We start from the raw sequence: 16,834 nt of genomic DNA, 5'->3' as shown, positions 1-16,834 counted from the left end.
GGGGTGTGGTCGGGGCAGGGCGTCATCGAGCGGCCACCACCCTAGGGCGGCGGCGCGGACGGGCCGCCCAGCCGGCGAGCGCCGCGGCGCCGAAGGTGATGAGCACGCCGAGGATCATCACGGCGCTCACCTCGTGACCGGCGCTGGGCCAGACGACGTCGATGAGCACGGCGGAGCCGAGCTGGCCGGTGAGCAGGGCGAGCCCGAAGAGCAGGACGCCGACGTGGGCGACCGCCCACGCGGCGATGGCGATGAAGGCGATGCCGGCGAGACCCCCGAACCACGCCCACCACGGCACGCCCTCGAAGCTCGTGGGCCGATAGCTGCCCCGCGAGTACTGGACGAGGGCGAGCAGGAGGAGCAGGGTCGTCCCGGCGACGAAGTTCTGACCGGTCGTGGCGAGGACGTGACGGCTCTCGAGGTTGACCCGGGCGTTGACGCCCTGCTGGAAGGCAACTCCCCCGCCGGCGAGGAGCGCGAGCACCACGGCGAGCACCGAGATGCCTCCGTCGCCGAAGGACCCGCTCACCGTCACGGCCACGCCGACGACGGCGAGGAGGGCTGCGAGCACCCGGACCGGCTGGACCGGACGACGGCCGCCGGGACCGACACCGAGCCGGTCGACGGCCAGGGCGTTGCTCGTCTGCCCGGCGACGGTCGCGACCGTGAAGATCGCGACGCCGACGAGCGGCACCGCGTACGTCTGCACGGCGACGAAGACCGCGCCGAGGGTCCCGCCGATGCACTGCCACCAGCGCAGCCGGCCGGCGCGCAGGGCCGCGGCGATCCGGCCGATGCCCGAGCGGACGGCGGGCAGGAGGGCGAGGAGGAGCAGGAGGGCCAGCCCGGATCCGAAGCTCCACAGCGCCGCCTGCACCGGCGCCCCGATCGTCGCGGAGATCTCGCCGTTCATCCGGGCCTGCAGGGTCGTCAGCAGGCCGCCGAGGCAGGCGAGGACGAGGGCGAGCGCGTGCTGGCGCCCGCCCTCCTCAGTGGGCAAAGTGCCGGGTCCCGGTGAAGTACATCGTCACGCCGGCGGCCTGGGCGGCCTCGACGACCTCGGGGTCGCGCATCGACCCGCCGGGGGCGACGACAGCCCGCACGCCGGCGTCGAGGAGGACCTGGAGCCCGTCGGCGAAGGGGAAGAAGGCGTCGGAGGCGGCGACAGCGCCGGAGGCGCGCTGCTCGCCCGCGCGGTCCACGGCGAGGTGGCAGGAGTCGACACGGTTGACCTGGCCCATCCCGATACCGACGGACGCGCCGCCGCGGGCGAGGAGGATCGCGTTGGACTTCACCGCGCGCACGGAGCGCCACGCGAAGTGCAGGTCGGCCAGGGTGGCGTCGTCGGCGGGCTCGCCGGACACGAGGGTCCACCGCGAGGGGTCGTCGCCGTGGCCCTGGGTCGGGCGGTCGCCCTCGGCCGGCTCGAGCACCGCGTCGATCGCGTCGCGCTGCTGCACGAGCAGGCCGCCGCCGATCGGGCGCACCTCGACGCCGCCGGTGCGCGGCGGCGGGCAGGTGAGCAGGCGGATGTTCTTCTTCGCCGTGAGGATCTCGAGCGCCTCGTCCTCGAAGGCCGGGGCGAGGACGACCTCGGTGAAGATGTCGGCGACGGTGCGGGCCATCTCGGCGCTCACCGGACGGTTCGTCGCGATGATGCCGCCGAAGGCGCTCACGGGGTCGCACTCGTGGGCCTTGCGGTGGGCGTCGGCGATGTCGTCGCCGACGGCGATGCCGCAGGGGTTCGCGTGCTTGATGACGGCGACCGTCGGCTGGTCGCCGTGGTCGTAGGCGGCGCGCACGGCCGCGTCGGCGTCGACGAAGTTGTTGTACGACATCGCCTTGCCGTGGAGCTGCTCGGCCTGGGCGAGCGCCGGGGCCGCTCCCCCTTCGATGCGGTAGATCGCGGCGGCCTGGTGGGGGTTCTCGCCGTAGCGCAGGACGTCGGAGCGGCGCCACGTCGCGCCGAGCCACGACGGGAAGCCGGTGCCCTCGCTGCTGTCGGTGACGACCGAGCCCATCCACGACGCGACGGCGACGTCGTAGGTCGCCGTGTGGACGAAGGCGTCAGCGGCCAGCCGCTGACGCTGCTCGAGGGTGAAGCCGCCCTCGGCGACCGTGCGCAGGACCTCGGCATAGCTCGTCGGGTCGGTGACGACGGCGACGCTCGCGTGGTTCTTCGCGGCGGCGCGCACCATCGTCGGCCCGCCGATGTCGATCTTCTCGATGCAGTCCTGGACGCCTGCCCCGGACGCGACGGTGTCGGCGAAGGGGTAGAGGTTGACGACGACGAGGTCGAAGGGGGCGATGTCCAGCTCTTCGAGCTGGGCCTGGTGCTCCGGCAGGCGGGTGTCGGCGAGGATGCCGGCGTGCACCCGCGGGTGCAGGGTCTTCACGCGGCCGTCGAGGCACTCCGGGAAGCCGGTGAGCGCCTCGACCTGCGTCACGGGCAGCCCGAGGCGCTCGATGGTCGCGGCGGAGCCGCCGGTGGAGACGAGCTCGACACCCGCGGCCACGAGACCGGCGACGAGCTCTTCGAGGCCGTCCTTGTCGTAGACGGAGACGAGGGCGCGGCGGACCGGGCGGCGGTCCTGCGCGGCCTGGTCGAAGGGGACCTCGGGCGTGGCGGTGGTGGACTCGGGCATGGCGTGCTCCTCGCGGTCGACGTCGGTGGTCCTGTCAGGTGTCCCTGTCAGCAGGAGGCGCACCCAGGCGGGCGATGCACCCCGACGTCACTCCCCGGTGGTGACCCACCTGCGCCAGTCGTGTCCGGCCAGGGTATCGCTCAGCGCGCGCCCCACCGAACCGAGCGGCCGTCGACGACGTAGCCCTCGGTGATGGCGCGGGCGAGCGTCGCGACGAGCATCTCGCGCTCGACGAGCTTGATCCGCTCGTGCAGCGAGGCCTCGTCGTCGCCCTCCTCGACCCGCACGGCGACCTGCTCGAGGATCGGACCGGTGTCCACGCCGCCGTCGACGAGGTGGCAGGTCGCGCCGGTGACGCGCGCACCGCCCGCCAGGGCGTCACGGACGCCGTGGGCACCCGGGTAGCTCGGCAGCAGCGCGGGGTGGGTGTTGACGACCCGGTCGGCGAAGTGCTCGACGAAGGTCGGGCCGAGGATCTTCATGAAGCCCGCGGTGACGACGAGGTCGGGGTCGTGCTCCTGCACGGCCTGGGTGAGGGCGCGGTCCCACTCCCCCCGGTCGGCGTGGTCACCGACCCTCAGCACGAAGGTGGGCACGCCCGCGCGCTCGGCGCGGCGCAGCCCCTCGACGTCGGGGCGGTCGGACCCGACGGCGACGACCTGCGCGCCGTAGGCGGGGTCGGCGCAGGCGTCGAGGAGGGCCTGCAGGGTGGTGCCGGAGCCGGAGACGAGGACGACGAGACGCACCTGACCAACCTAGCGGGGCCGGCATGCGCGCCCTTCACGCCGTCTCAGCGGCGCAGCCGCCGTGCCGTCTCAGCGGCGCAGCCGCCACCAGTCGTGGGCGAGGACGAGCGCCGCCCCGATGCCGAGGTCGACGACGAGCGCCAGGGCCAGGCGCGGCGCCGGCACCCCGATGCGGGCGAGGCGCTCGGAGCCGAGCGAGCCACCGGCGACGGCGTCGAGCAGCGCGACCGCGACGGCCGCGACGACGACGGCGCAGCCGACGACGGCGGCCTTGTCCACGGTCCGCGACAGCCGGGAGATCCGGGCGAGCGACTGACGGGCGAGCCAGGCGCCGAGGAGGACGGGGACGAGCACCGAGAGGCGCGCGACCCACGGCAGGGCACCGGGCTCGGGGTGGGCTGCGAGGACCGGCACCATCGGCAGCAGCGCGGTCTGCGACTCGGCCCACGTCGTCTCGGCGCCGAGCGAGACGGAGAAGCCGGGCCCGGCGAGCCAACCGAGGCCCCACAGGCCGAGGTTCGGCAGCGCGAGGACCTGGAGGGCGGCGAGGAGCGCTCCCCCGGCCACCCCGGCGTCGAGCTCGGAGTGCACGTGGAGCACCCGGCTGAGGTGCACGACGACCATGACGACGACGAGGAGAGAACCGGCGAGCACGAGCGCGCCGGCCGTGCGCAGACCAGGCACGACGGCGCGGCGCAGCGCGACCGGGAGCACCCCGAGCAGCCCCGCGCCGACCTCGTCGTCGCCGAGGACGAGACCGAGGAGCGGCACGAGCAGGACGGGCAGGAGCAGCGAGAGCAGTCGCACGTCGAAGGGGCCGGTCAGGCTCGCGCCCCACGCCGCGAGCGCGGCGAGGGCGTAGCCGGCCAGCCAGGCGCCGGCGACGCGGGTCCGGGGCTGCACGACCCGCTCGCGCCAGGTGAGCTCGGGGGCGAAGGGGGACCCCTCCACCTCCCGCAGCGCCCGGCGGGCCCCGGTCCGGGCCGCCCAGACGAGCAGGGCGAGCGCGAGGAGCGGCACGAGGGCGATCGTCGCGGTGCCGAGGCCGAGGCGGGCGCCGCCGAGGGCGAGCCACACGGCCGAGCCGGCACCGATGCTGCCGCCGACGGGAGCGGCGCCGCCCGAGAGCAGCACCGCCGTGAGGACGAGAGCGGTGACGACGACCCAGGTCGCGGCGGCCGTCAGGGCACCACGACCGAGCGCGGCGAGCTCGGGGCGCTGGTCGCCCGTCTCGTCGGCGGTGGCCGAGCGGATGCGGTCGATGACGGTCATCGCCCACATCGTCGGTCACGGTGCGCGTCGCACCGTGGAGGCAACGCCGGGCGCGGCGAAACACGGCGAAGGTTTCTCGTCGGGCGGCACGAGACCCGGCCCGGACATGAGGCAGCGCCGACCCGGGAGCAGGGGGGTGTCGACCGGGTCGGCGCTGGTGAGAGCAACACTAGGGCCTCTTGCCCGCTTGCGCCACGCAGACGCGAAATCTGCCGTTGAAAGATGGATCACCCTGCTCGACCGAGGTCAGAGGAGCGCCCTCGTTGCCGGTCGAGGTGCGACGAGCAGCCTCGAGACCACCCCTTGACTGGTCGAGGTGCGACGACGGTGCTCATTCGCTGGTCGAGGTGCGACGAAGGAGCCTCGAGACCACCCCTTCGCTGGTCGAGTTGCGACGAAGGTGCTCATTCGCTGGTCGAGGTGCGACGAAGGAGCCTCGAGACCACCCCTTCGCTGGTCGAGGTGCGACGAAGGAGCCTCGAGACCACCCCTTCGCTGGTCGAGGTGCGACGAAGGAGCCTCGAGACCACCCCTCGTGGCCTCGAGGCTCAGGCCTGGCGGCCTTTGCACCTCGACCACCAAAGCCCCCCTCGTCGGTCAAGGTGCGACGAAGGAGCCTCGAGACCACCGCACGTGGCCTCGAGGCTCAGGCCTGGGGGCCTTCGCACCTCGACCAGCAAAGCCCCCCTCGTCGGTCGAGGTGCGACGAAGGAGCCTCGAGATCACCGCAACCCCCTTCGCTGGTCGAGGTGCCCGTGCGCACGACGAAGGGGGACCACCCTCGCGGTGGTCCCCCTTCGGCAGAGGTGGTGCGGGAGGTCAGGCGCTGATCTGGGCCATGATCTCGCGCATGAGGGCCGCGGTCTCGGACGGCGTCTTGCCGACCTTGACCCCGGCGGCCTCGAGGGCCTCCTTCTTCGCGGCCGCCGTGCCCGAGGAGCCCGAGACGATGGCGCCGGCGTGGCCCATCGTCTTGCCCTCGGGAGCGGTGAAGCCCGCGACGTAGCCGACGACGGGCTTGGTGACGTGCTCGGCGATGTAGGCCGCGGCACGCTCCTCTGCGTCGCCGCCGATCTCGCCGATCATGACGATCGCGTCGGTGTCGGGGTCGGCCTCGAAGGCCTCGAGGCAGTCGATGTGCGTCGTCCCGATGACCGGGTCGCCGCCGATGCCGACCGCCGAGGAGAAGCCGAACTCCTTGAGCTCGTACATCATCTGGTAGGTCAGCGTGCCCGACTTCGAGACCAGGCCGATGCGGCCCGGGCCGGCGATGTCGGCCGGGATGATGCCGGCGTTGGACTGACCGGGGCTGATCAGGCCGGGGCAGTTCGGGCCGATGATCCGGGTGCCCTTGCCGAGGCTGTAGTTGTAGAACTCCGCGGAGTCCTTGACCGCGATGCCCTCGGTGATGACGACGGCCAGGCCGATGCCGGCGTCGATCGCCTCGACGACGGCGGACTTGGCGAAGGCCGGGGGCACGAAGACGACGGTGACGTCGGCGCCGGTGGCCTCCATCGCCTCGGCGACGGAGCCGAAGACGGGGACCTGCTTGCCCTCGGGGAAGTCGACGGTCTGGCCGGCCTTGCGCGGGTTGACGCCGCCGACGACGTTCGTGCCGGAGGCGAGCATGCGCGTCGTGTGCTTCATGCCCTCGGAGCCGGTCATGCCCTGGACGACGACCTTGGAGTCAGCGGTGAGGAAGATTGCCATTTGAGTCTCTTCGTCCTTACTTGGCGGCCAGCTCGGCGGCCTTGCGGGCCGCGCCGTCCATGGTCTCTTCGATGGTCACGAGGGGGTGGTCGAAGTCGGCGAGGATCTGCCGACCCTCGACGACGTTGTTGCCGTCCAGACGCACGACGAGCGGCTTGGTCGCCGAGTCGCCGAGGGTCTTCAGCGCGCCGACGATGCCGTTGGCGACCGCGTCGCACGCGGTGATGCCGCCGAAGACGTTGACGAAGACGGACTTGACCTGCTCGTCGCCGAGGATGACGTCGAGGCCGTTGGCCATGACCTCCGCGGAGGCGCCGCCGCCGATGTCGAGGAAGTTGGCCGGCTTGCTCGCGCCGCCGGTGTGGTCCTCCCCGGCGTAGGCGACGACGTCGAGGGTCGACATGACCAGGCCCGCGCCGTTGCCGATGATGCCGACGTTGCCGTCGAGCTTGACGTAGTTGAGACCCATCGCCGCGGCCTTGGCTTCGAGCGGGTCGGCGGCGTCCTTGTCCTCGAGCTCGGCGTGGCCGGGCTGGCGGAAGTCGGCGTTGCCGTCGAGGGTCACCTTGCCGTCGAGGGCGACGATGTTGCCGTCCTCGTCCTTGACGAGGGGGTTGACCTCGACGAGGGTCGCGTCCTCCTCGCGGTAGACGGTCCACAGCGACTTGAGGACCTCGGCGACCTTGGGGGCCGTCTCGGCGTCGAAGCCGGCGGCCTGCACGATCTCGGTGGCCTTCGCGTCGTCGATGCCGACGTTGGGGTCGACGGCGATCTTCGCCAGCGCCTCGGGGCGCTCCTCGGCGAGCTGCTCGATCTCCATGCCGCCCTCGACGGAGCACATGGCGAGGTAGCGGCGGTTCGCGCGGTCGAGCAGGATCGAGAAGTAGTACTCCTCGGCGATCTTCGCGCCCTGGGCGATCATCACCTTCTTCACGGTGTGGCCCTTGATGTCCATCCCGAGGATCGCCTGCGCGTGGACCTCGGCCTCCTGCGCGGTCTTGGCGACCTTGACGCCACCGGCCTTGCCTCGGCCACCGGTCTTGACCTGGGCCTTGACCACGGTGACGCCGCCGCTGCGGGCGCCGATCTGCTCGGCCGCGGCCAGGGCCTCCGCCGGGGTGGTGGCCACGGCGCCGGCCAGGACCGGGACACCGTGCTTCTCGAACACGTCACGTGCTTGGTACTCGAAGAGATCCACGAGCGTTATCCGTCCTCTTTCTCGGGCACAGGGGCATGGCTGTCGCACATGCCCCACGGGTGTAGTCCCGGAGCCTAGACCTCCCGCCGTCACCCGGGCACGCCCGGTCCTGCGGGTGGGACGCAGGCCCCGGCGAAGGGGGCGCCCACCCCCGTCGTCGGCCCGACCGCACGAGGACGCACGAAAACCCTCGACACACAAGGCCATCGGGGCAGGTCAGACGGTTACTGTCGATCTCGTCATGGAGCCGCAGCCACGCCTCGTCACGCACGAGTCGAGCACCCCGCCGACATCCGGGGATCTCGGGTCGTACGTCGTCGAGCGTGCCCGCGCCCTGGCCAGCCCGCACGCCGTCCTGGGGTCGATGGTCGAGGCGATGTGGGGACTGAGTCATCTCGCGGTATACCCGCTCGGGGCGCTCGCGCCGCGGCGGGGCGGAGCCGGTCATCGCTACCGCATGGAGCACCTCACCCCGCTCCAGCGCGGCATGGTCGTCTCCGGTGTGGCCGAGAGCGGCACGCCGATCCTCCTCATCCACGGGATGGTCGACAACCACTCGATCTTCGCGCTGCTGCGACGGGGTCTGCAGCGGCGCGGCTTCAGCCGGGTCTACTCGATGAACTACTCGGTGCGCACGTCCGACGTGCGCACCGCCGCGGCACAGCTGGCCGCGGAGATCGAGCAGATCTGCGAGGAGACCGGGTACGAGCGGATCCACGTCGTCGCGCACAGCCTCGGTGGGCTGATCGCGCGCTACTACGTGACCCGTCTCGGTGGTGACGACCGAGTGCACACGGTCGTCACCCTCGGCTCCCCCCACCAGGGCACGCACATGGCCCGCCTGCTCCCGCTGCGGATCGCCCGCCAGCTGCGGCCGGGCAGCCCCCTCTTCGAGGAGCTCGACCGACCGGTCCCGGGGTGCACGACGCGCTTCGTGTGCTTCTGGTCCGACACCGACGAGGCCGTGCTCCCGGCCCACCACGCCCAGCTGCGACACCCCGACCTCGCGGTGACCGACGTCCCCCTCACCGGCGTCGGCCACCTGTCCCTGCCGATCCTGCCCAGCGTGGCCCACCGGATCTCCACGACCCTGACCCAGCTCGACAACGACGGAGCGCCCACCGCGTCAGTGACCTCGATCACCCCGGCCTAGCGCCGACAACCGCATATCGCCACACGCACGGGTCCTCGCGGACTCGGGCGAGCCGCTGTCCACAGCCCGAGTTTTGTGTAACGAAGTGGTCACGCTAGGCTCGCCGAGATTTGTCCGCGACCCCCTGCGAGGACTTTCTCGATGTCAAGCTATTCCGGGCGCCACCGCACGCCCACCCGCGCCGAGCGACGCGCCGCCACCGGCCGTCGTCGCCTCCCCAAGGCCTTCGGTGCCGGATACGCCCTGCCCACCGCCGCTGCCGCGACGCTCGTCGTGACCGCCGGCGGGGCGACCGCAGCCCAGAGCACCGCGCTCGCCTCGGGCACGGCCGTCAGCGCCTTCACGGCCCCGGCTGCCCAGCACAGCGAGGCGCTCGCCGACCCGGCGCTCGCCGAGCGCTCGAAGGGCGAGGTCGCCCAGACCGTCGCCGGCTACACCGACCTGGCGCAGCGACGCCAGGAGAGCAGCCAGTCCGTGGCCGAGGGCCAGGGGCGGGCGCAGGAGCGCCAGCGCGTCGCCCGCGACAAGAAGCGCAAGGAGCTGGCCGCGCAGAAGCGCGAGGCCGCGAAGCAGCGTGCCGCAGAGAAGAAGGCCGCGGCCAAGGAGCTCGGCGTCTCCACCGAGGACGTCACGGTCGACGCCGCGGGCACCCCCGCCGTGGCCGACGGCGCCTGGGTCCTGCCGCTGACCAACCCCGTCTTCACCTCCGGCTTCGGCCCCCGCTGGGGTCGCATGCACGCTGGTGACGACTTCGGCGTGCCGATCGGCACCCCGCTGCGCGCGATGAGCAACGGCGAGGTCGTCTTCGCCGGGCAGCAGAGCGGCTACGGCACGATGGTCGACATCCGCTACACCGACGGCACGATCTCGCGCTACGGCCACATGAGCAGCCTCCAGGTCACCGTGGGCCAGAAGGTCTCCGCGGGCGAGCAGGTCGGCCTGTCCGGCAACTCGGGCCGCTCGACCGGGCCCCACCTGCACCTCGAGATCCACCCGGGCGGTGGCGAGCCCGTCGCGCCGCGCTCCTGGCTGGCCGCCAAGGGTCTGACCTACTGATCCGACCCGTCCACGGGGTCGTGGGCATGAGAGAGGGCCGCACCGATGACCGGTGCGGCCCTCTCTCGCGCCCAGGGACGGACGTGCCCGTCGCAGGTCTCAGGCGGGGCTCGACGCCGCCGCCGCGATGACGGCGGCGAGCTCGTCCGGGCGGCTCCACATCGGCCAGTGACCGGTCGGCAGGTCGACGACGTCGACGGTCGTCAGCCGGGCGACGTCGGCGAACATCGGGTGCCCGCCACGTGCCAGCTCGAGCACCTGCGCGCTCGGGATCGAGCAGCACACGAGGGTGGTCGGCACGTCGTGCCGGTCGTCGTGCGTGAGCTCGACCGCCTGGCGGAGCACCGGGGCCGGCTCGGGGACCGCCCTGGCCCGGAAGGTCTCGAGCACCTCCGGGCTCAGGCCCTCGAGGCTCGCCTGCTCGGCGAGGACGGCGAAGGGGGGCAGCTCCAGCTCCTCGACCCCCGGCGGCAGGTCCGGCGCGGCGGCGCTCCCGGACGTCGCCGGGCCGGAGTCGACCCACACGACCCGGCGCACGAGCTGCGGGTGCCGGTCGAGCACGCGGCTGACCGGCGCGTTCGCCCCGCTGTGGGCGACGACCACGGCAGCGTCCTGCGACGAGCCGCCGAGCCGTCCCAGCGCCGTGCAGATCGCGTCGACCTGGTCCTCGAGGGTCCGGGTGCGGCGCAGCGGGTCGCCGGGGTCGAGGCCGGGCAGCGTCAGCGCATGCGCCCGGGCCGCGGCCGGCCCCAGGTGCTCGAGCACGTCGTCCCAGGCCCAGGCGCCCAGCCAGTGGCCGGCGAGGAGGAGGACGGGGCTGGGTGTCGTCGGTGTCATGACCCCATCGTCTCGGGTGCAGTGGTCAACGGCATGTCACCATCTGTGTCATGGATCTGCGGCGGGTGACGCGATGAGGCGTGCCGAGCGGCTGCACGCCGTCTCGGAGATGCTGCGGCGGGCCGGACCGTCGGGCGTCTCCGCCGAGCGACTGGCCGAGGAGCTCGGGGTCTCTGTCCGCACCGTCAAGCGAGACGTGGCTGCGCTCGAGCGCAGCGGCGCGCCCGTCTGGTCACGTCCGGGCCCCGGGGGCGGGTACGGCATGGCCGCCGGCGCGTCGCTCGCGCCCGTCAGCCTGTCGCCGGCACAGGCGGTGGCGCTCATGGCCGCCGTGTCCGCCGCCCCGGACGCCCCGTACGCAGATCTCGCCGCGGCGGGGGTCCGCAAGATCGTCGACGTGCTCGACCCCCGGACCCGGGCACGGTCCCTCGAGCTGGCCGGCCGCGTGTGGGTCGACGCGCCCCCCTCCCCCGCCCGGCGGGTCAGGTCGGCACTGGAGGAGGCGATGGCCGAGCAGCGGGTCGTCCGCATCCGGTACACGTCGGCGCAGGGGGTCACGACGACGCGTGACGTCGAGCCCGTGCTCTTCGCATCCACGGCCGGCCGGTGGCACCTCGTGGCCTGGTGCCGGACCCGCGACGCGATGCGGTGGTTCACCGTGTCGCGGGTCGAGTCGGCCACCGTGACGCGGACCCCGTGCACCGGCCACACCGTCGCCGAGATCGGCGAGCCCCCGCCGCACGCCCGTCCGGTCCACGGCGGCGGGTGAGAGCCGCTGGGGCGACCCCGTCGTCCTCGACGCCCGGGTCTAGAGCTTGGTGAGCGGCGCGTAGCGCAGGAGCAGGCGCTTGACGCCGGTCTCGCCCCCGAAGTCGACGTGCGCCATCGACTTCTCGCCCTCGCCCTCGACGCGCACGACGGTGCCGAGCCCGAAGGCGTCGTGCGTCACCCGGTCGCCGGCGTCGAGCGCGATGACCGGCCGGTTGCCCGGCGAGCGCACGCCGGGACGGGCTGCGAGCCGGGCCACGGCGGGCTCGCCGCGGCGCGCGACCGGCGAGGTCGGCCCCGTGCGCTCCCACTCGAGGAGCTCCTCGGGGATCTCGGCGAGGAATCGGGAGGCGGGGTTGTACTGCGGGGTCCCGAAGGCAGAGCGGACGCTCGCCCGCGACAGGTGGAGCCGCTCCCGGGCGCGGGTGATGCCGACGTAGGCCAGGCGCCGCTCCTCCTCGAGCTCGCTCGCCTTGCCCAGGCTGCGCATGTGCGGGAAGGTCCCGTCCTCCATGCCGGTGAGGAAGACGACGGGGAACTCGAGCCCCTTCGCCGTGTGGAGGGTCATGAGGGTGATGACCCCTCGGTCCTCCACCTCGCCGTCGGGCTGGTCGGGGATCTCGTCGGCGTCGGCGACGAGGCTGACCTGCTCGAGGAAGTCGTCGAGGCTGATCTCCTCGCCGGTGGCGACCCGGGTCGCGTCGAACTCGCGGGCGACGGCGACGAGCTCGGCGAGGTTCTCCAGCCGGGTCTCGTCCTGCGGGTCACGGCTGGCGCGCAGCTCGTCGACGTAGCCGGAGCGCTCGAGGACCTCCGTCAGCAGGTCGCCGACTCCCTCACCGCTCTCGCGCACGCCCTGCAGCCCCTCGAGCAGCGAGGTGAAGCCACGGATCGCGGTGAGCGAGCGGGTGACGAGCCCCGGCGCGTCCTCGGCGCGGCCGAGGGCGGCGACGAAGGGGATCCGCTCGCGCTCGGCGAGCTGGGAGACCGCGGCCTCGGCCCGGTCGCCGATGCCGCGCTTGGGCACGTTGAGGATGCGGCGCAGGTTGACGGTGTCGGTCGGGTTGGCGATGACACGCAGGTAGGCGAGCGCGTCCTTGATCTCGCGCCGCTCGTAGAAGCGCGTGCCGCCGACGACCTTGTAGGGCAGGCCGACGCGGACGAAGACCTCCTCGATGGCGCGCGACTGCGCGTTGGTGCGGTAGAAGACCGCGACGTCGCCGGGCTTGACCCCATGCTCGTCGGAGAGGGTGTCGATCCGCGTCGCGATGAAGGACGCCTCGTCGTGCTCGTTGTCCGCGACGTAGCCGACGATCGCGTCGCCCGCACCGGACTCGGTCCACAGCCGCTTCGGGCGGCGCGACTCGTTGCGCTCGATGACGGCGTTCGCCGCGCGCAGGATCGTCTCGGTCGAGCGGTAGTTCTGCTCGAGCAGGATCGTGCGGGCGTCGGGGTAGTCCTGCTCGAACTCGGCGATGTTGCGGATCGTCGCGCCGCGGAAGGCGTAGATGGACTGGTCGGCATCGCCGACGACGACGAGCTCGCTCGGGCCGACCGCGTGCTCGGCCGGCTCGTGGTCGGGGCTGCCGCCGACGAGGGTGCGGATGAGCATGTACTGCGCGTGGTTGGTGTCCTGGTACTCGTCGACCATGACGTGGCGGAAGCGACGCCGGTAGTGCTCGGCGACGTCGGGGAAGGCCTGGAGGATGCCGACCGTCGTCATGATGATGTCGTCGAAGTCGAGCGCGTTGGCCTCGCGCAGGCGCCGCTGGTAGGCGGTGTAGACCTCGGAGAGCACCTGCTCCTGGTGCGTGCCGCCGGGCGCCTCGTCGTGCTCGCTGCCGACCCGGCGGGCGAAGTCCTCCTCGTCGACGAGCTCGTTCTTGAGGTTGCTGATCTGGTGGCCGAAGGAGCGCGGCGGGTAGCGCTTGGAGTCGAGGTCGAGGTCGCGCATGACGAGCGCGATGAGGCGCTGGCTGTCGGCGGCGTCGTAGATCGAGAAGCTGCTTCGCATCCCGACCTTCGTCGCCTCGCGGCGCAGGATGCGCACGCACGCCGAGTGGAAGGTCATGACCCACATCGCCTTGGCACGCGGGCCGACGAGGTCCTCGACCCGCTCGCGCATCTCGGCGGCGGCCTTGTTGGTGAAGGTGATGGCGAGGACCTGGCCCGGCTGGACCCCGCGGGCTGCCAGCAGATGGGCGATGCGGTGCGTGAGCACGCGGGTCTTGCCCGAGCCGGCGCCGGCGATGATGAGCAGCGGGGAGCCCTCGTGGAGCACGGCCTCACGCTGCTGCGGGTTGAGCCCCTCGAGCAGCTCGTCGGGGTCGCGCCCGCCGGGGTGGGCGGGGTGCGTCCCCGCCCGGGCCGGGCCCTCGTCGGTCATCGCCCAGGTGGGCACGCCGGAGTCGGTCACGGCGGTGGACCAGTCGCCGGGCATCGCGTCGGGGAGGTCGTCGAAGAGGCTGCTCATCTCGGGTCCAACCCTACGTCGCGGCGCGGACAGCCCCGCCCACCGCGGGCGGGCGGGGCTCCCCCTTCGCCCTACGGCCTGCGGACGGGCAGGCCCGCCTCGAGCCACGCGTCGAAGCCGCCGACGACATCGGCCGCACGGTGGATGCCGACCTCGCGCAGGGTCTGCGCGGCCAGCGAGGACGCGTAGCCCTGCTGGCACAGGACGAGCACCCGCAGGTCGGTCGACGCGATCGGCAGGCTGGCGCCCGAGGTGGGGTCGAGACGCCACTCGAGGACGTTGCGGTCGATGACGACCGAGCCCGGCCCCTCCGGCAGCTCGCCGGTGGTCTCGCGCTGCGAGACCGGCCGGATGTCGACGACGACGGCGCCGTCCTCGACCTCGCGCCAGGCCTCCTCGGGAGTCACCCGGTCGATCTGGGCCCGGGCGGCCTCGAGCCGCCCCTCGATGCCGGGAGTGCTCACCACGCCTCCCGGCGCTCGACACCGGCCGGGCGCAGCCGGCCGTCGACGAGGTCGTAGTGGGTCATCTGCTCCAGGGACGGCGAGTACGCGTGGATGCTCACGGCCTCGTCCTCGCCGAGGTTGACGACGTCGTGGACGTGAGAGGCCCCGAAGGCGCGCCCGTCTCCGGCGCCGAGGCGCTCCTCCTGCACCTGGGCGACGCGGGTGCGCTCGGTGAGCGCGCCCCGCACGACGGTGAAGGCGCCGACCGCGCTGCCGTGGTCGTGCCAGCCGGTCGAGGTGCCGGGGGGCCAGCGGATGAGCCAGACCTGCAGGTGCGGGGCGCCCGCGAGCTGGAGCCAGGTGCGCTCGTGGGGGTCGGCGTCGGGGCGCGCGGTCGCCTCGTCGGCGATGCCGGGGCGGCCGGCGAAGAGCCGCGCGAGGCGCAGCAGCTGGACGGGGGTGAGGTCGCGGGCGTCGGCCGCGAGATCAGCGGTGCTGCTGGGGACGGGCATGGTCTCTCCTGGGGTGCGAGGTGTGCGGGCGGGGGCGAGGCCCCGGACACATCGCGGCGGAGAGGCGCATGAGGTCGACGTGCCGGCGTCGGTGCAGCGGCGTCGTCGAGGTCATGCCCCGATCCCACCACCCATCTCCTACCAAGTCAGTAGGCGTTTCGCATCGTGGACGCACCCTTCGCCGCCACCGAGCACGCCGCGGCTCCTACGCTGCCCCCATGGCCAAGGGAGAGCACGGCGAGGACGTCCATCTCGAGGTCGGCGGGCGCGACGTGCGCATCTCCTCGCCGCAACGGGTGTACTTCCCCGAGACGGGCGCGACGAAGCTCGACCTCGCGCAGTACTACGTCGCGGTCGGCGACGGCATCCTGCGGGCGCTGCGGGAGCGGCCGACGATGCTCCACCGCTTCCCGAAGGGGGTGTCGGGCGCGAAGGTGCACCAGAAGCGGCTGCCCCAGGGGGCGCCGCCGTGGGTGGAGACCGTGCGCCTGCACTTCCCGCGCTACGGCCTGCACGCCGACGAGCTGTGCCCGACCGAGCTGGCGCAGATCGTCTGGGCGGTGCAGATGAGCACCGTCGAGCTGCACCCGTGGAACGTGCGCCGCGCCGACGTCGACCGTCCTGACGAGTGGCGCATCGACCTCGACCCGATGCCCGAGGCCGGGCTGGACCGGGTGCGCGAGGTGGCCGGCGTCGTCCACGAGGTGCTCGACGAGCTCGGCATCGTCGGCTACCCGAAGACCTCGGGCGGCGGCGGGCTGCACGTCTACGTGCGCGTCGAGCCGCGGTGGGTGTTCGGCGAGGTGCGGCGCGCGGCGCTCGCCTTCGCCCGCGAGGTCGAGCGGCGCGCGCCCCAGCTCGTGACGACGACGTGGTGGCGCAAGGACCGCGACCCCTCCGCCGTCTTCGTCGACTACAACCAGAACGCGCGGGACCACACGATCGCCGCCGCGTACTCCGTGCGCGGCAACGCACGGGCGACGGTCTCGACCCCGATCACGTGGGACGAGATCACCGACGTGGAGCCGCAGGAGTGCACCATCGCGACCGTGCCGGCCCGCTTCGCCGAGCTCGGCGACCTCCACGCCGGCATCGACGACGTCGCCTACGACCTCACCCCGCTCCTCGAGTGGGCCGAGCGCGACGAGGACGCGGGCGAGCAGGTGCCGCCCGACCCGGACGAGGACGACGCGTGACCCTCCTCCCCCACCCGGTGACGGGTGCCCCCTTCGCCAGCCCGGTCCCGCCGGGCACGGGCTGGCCCGGCGACCCGGCCACCGACCGGACGCCGGTCGCACGCACGCCCGCCGGCGTGCGCCGGCTCGCGGCGACGCCCGACCCGGCCGAGCTGGCTGCACGGATCACCGTGTGCCGTGCGTGCCCCCGGCTCGTCGACTGGCGCGAGGAGGTCGCGACGACCAAGCGCGCCGCCTTCGCCGACCAGCCGTACTGGGGCCGTCCGGTGCCCGGGCTCGGCCCGCTCGACGCCCGGGTGCTCGTCGTCGGGCTCGCGCCCGCGGCGCACGGCGCCAACCGCACGGGGCGCAACTTCACCGGGGACCGCTCCGGCGACTGGCTCTACGCGGCGCTGCACCGCGCGGGCTACGCGAGCCAGCCGCAGTCGTGGGCCGCCGGGGACGGCCTCGAGCTCACCGGCGTGCGCATCGTCGCGCCCGTGCGCTGCGCCCCGCCGGCGAACAAGCCGACCGGCGAGGAGCGGGCGACCTGCGCGCCGTGGTTCGAGGCCAGCCTGCGCATCAGCGAGCCGCACGTCGAGGCGATCCTGTGCCTCGGCTCGATCGGCTGGGACGCGACCGTCACCGCGCTGCGCGGCGCCGGGTGGCAGGTGCCGCGGCCCAAGCCACGCTTCGGGCACGGCGCCCGCGCGGCCGTCGCGACGCCGTCCGGCCGACCCGTCGAGCTCGTCGGCTGCTACCACGTGAGCCAGCAGAACACCTTCACCGGGAGGCTGACGCAGGACATGCTCGACGACGTCCTCGCGTCTCTGCCAGGGTGAG

The 16,834-nt window shown here is 73.3% G+C and carries 16 protein-coding genes and 1 riboswitch; of the genes, 5 read left to right on the top strand and 11 right to left on the bottom strand.

Translation table 11 applies throughout. The features are described from left to right. Positions 1-22: 22 nt before the first annotated feature. From ABIB53_RS07005 to sucC, 6 genes are all read right to left on the bottom strand, one after another. Positions 23-1,000: a DMT family transporter gene (locus ABIB53_RS07005; RefSeq protein ID WP_354587638.1), complete on the bottom strand. Its 978-nt coding sequence runs from the start codon at positions 998-1,000 to the stop codon at positions 23-25. Further along, on the bottom strand, positions 990-2,645 hold the full coding sequence (gene purH, locus ABIB53_RS07000; RefSeq protein ID WP_123091180.1) for a bifunctional phosphoribosylaminoimidazolecarboxamide formyltransferase/IMP cyclohydrolase: 1,656 nt from the start codon (positions 2,643-2,645) through the stop codon (positions 990-992). Before purH ends, ABIB53_RS07005 begins: the two co-directional genes overlap by 11 nt. Positions 2,646-2,699: 54 nt before the next feature. Continuing rightward, a riboswitch (ZMP/ZTP riboswitch) is annotated at positions 2,700-2,777 on the bottom strand. An 8-nt stretch (positions 2,778-2,785) separates the two neighbouring features. Then, the gene (purN, locus tag ABIB53_RS06995) at positions 2,786-3,391 is read right to left on the bottom strand and encodes a phosphoribosylglycinamide formyltransferase (RefSeq protein ID WP_123091181.1); all 606 of its coding nucleotides are present in this window, start codon (positions 3,389-3,391) and stop codon (positions 2,786-2,788) included. Positions 3,392-3,460: 69 nt separating this feature from the next. Beyond that, positions 3,461-4,663, bottom strand: coding sequence for a cell division protein PerM (locus ABIB53_RS06990; protein ID WP_354587636.1), 1,203 nt, complete (start codon positions 4,661-4,663; stop codon positions 3,461-3,463). An 819-nt stretch (positions 4,664-5,482) separates the two neighbouring features. Then, a complete protein-coding gene (gene sucD, locus ABIB53_RS06985) occupies positions 5,483-6,373 on the bottom strand; it encodes a succinate--CoA ligase subunit alpha (RefSeq protein ID WP_068273342.1) in 891 nt (296 codons plus the stop codon). Positions 6,374-6,389: 16 nt separating this feature from the next. Next, positions 6,390-7,571 (bottom strand): ADP-forming succinate--CoA ligase subunit beta, encoded by a 1,182-nt coding sequence (gene sucC, locus ABIB53_RS06980; RefSeq protein ID WP_068273341.1) that lies wholly within the window; start codon positions 7,569-7,571, stop codon positions 6,390-6,392. A 241-nt stretch (positions 7,572-7,812) separates the two neighbouring features. Between sucC and ABIB53_RS06975 the strand changes: the two genes are divergently transcribed. Together ABIB53_RS06975 and ABIB53_RS06970 are read left to right on the top strand one after the other, a co-directional pair. After that, positions 7,813-8,724 (top strand): esterase/lipase family protein, encoded by a 912-nt coding sequence (locus ABIB53_RS06975; protein ID WP_354587634.1) that lies wholly within the window; start codon positions 7,813-7,815, stop codon positions 8,722-8,724. A 141-nt stretch (positions 8,725-8,865) separates the two neighbouring features. Next, complete coding sequence (locus ABIB53_RS06970) at positions 8,866-9,780, top strand: M23 family metallopeptidase (RefSeq protein ID WP_354587633.1); 915 nt, start codon at positions 8,866-8,868, stop codon at positions 9,778-9,780. Positions 9,781-9,879: 99 nt separating this feature from the next. Here ABIB53_RS06970 and ABIB53_RS06965 read toward each other — a convergent pair whose 3' ends face one another. Beyond that, entirely contained in the window at positions 9,880-10,617 is a 738-nt protein-coding gene (locus tag ABIB53_RS06965) for an alpha/beta fold hydrolase (protein WP_354587631.1), read from the bottom strand. A gap of 73 nt (positions 10,618-10,690) precedes the next feature. Between ABIB53_RS06965 and ABIB53_RS06960 the strand changes: the two genes are divergently transcribed. Next, a complete protein-coding gene (locus ABIB53_RS06960; RefSeq protein WP_201465742.1) occupies positions 10,691-11,386 on the top strand; it encodes a helix-turn-helix transcriptional regulator in 696 nt (231 codons plus the stop codon). 39 nt (positions 11,387-11,425) lie between these two features. On the opposite strand, the gene pcrA is transcribed toward ABIB53_RS06960, so the two are convergent. The 4 genes from pcrA to ABIB53_RS06940 form a co-directional block, all read right to left on the bottom strand. After that, positions 11,426-13,858 carry a DNA helicase PcrA gene (gene pcrA, locus ABIB53_RS06955; protein WP_354587630.1) on the bottom strand — a complete coding sequence of 811 codons (2,433 nt, stop codon included), beginning with the start codon at positions 13,856-13,858 and terminating at the stop codon, positions 11,426-11,428. Between the two features lie 71 nt (positions 13,859-13,929). Then, on the bottom strand, positions 13,930-14,322 hold the full coding sequence (locus ABIB53_RS06950) for a rhodanese-like domain-containing protein (protein WP_068274254.1): 393 nt from the start codon (positions 14,320-14,322) through the stop codon (positions 13,930-13,932). Beyond that, positions 14,319-14,816, bottom strand: coding sequence for a cupin domain-containing protein (locus ABIB53_RS06945; RefSeq protein ID WP_354587629.1), 498 nt, complete (start codon positions 14,814-14,816; stop codon positions 14,319-14,321). Before ABIB53_RS06945 ends, ABIB53_RS06950 begins: the two co-directional genes overlap by 4 nt. Next, the gene (locus ABIB53_RS06940) at positions 14,791-14,931 is read right to left on the bottom strand and encodes a putative leader peptide (RefSeq protein ID WP_354587628.1); all 141 of its coding nucleotides are present in this window, start codon (positions 14,929-14,931) and stop codon (positions 14,791-14,793) included. The genes ABIB53_RS06945 and ABIB53_RS06940 overlap by 26 nt, the downstream gene beginning before the upstream one ends. A 103-nt stretch (positions 14,932-15,034) precedes the next feature. Between ABIB53_RS06940 and ligD the strand changes: the two genes are divergently transcribed. Further along, complete coding sequence (ligD, locus tag ABIB53_RS06935; protein ID WP_354587627.1) at positions 15,035-16,012, top strand: non-homologous end-joining DNA ligase; 978 nt, start codon at positions 15,035-15,037, stop codon at positions 16,010-16,012. Further along, positions 16,009-16,833, top strand: coding sequence for a uracil-DNA glycosylase (locus tag ABIB53_RS06930; RefSeq protein WP_354587626.1), 825 nt, complete (start codon positions 16,009-16,011; stop codon positions 16,831-16,833). The genes ligD and ABIB53_RS06930 overlap by 4 nt, the downstream gene beginning before the upstream one ends. The last annotated feature ends 1 nt before the right edge of the window (position 16,834 follow it).

The sequence above is a fragment of the Janibacter sp. UYMM211 genome (assembly GCF_040547045.1).
GTDB lineage: Bacteria > Actinomycetota > Actinomycetes > Actinomycetales > Dermatophilaceae > Marihabitans > Marihabitans melonis.
This window is presented reverse-complemented; position numbering and strand designations above follow the sequence as displayed.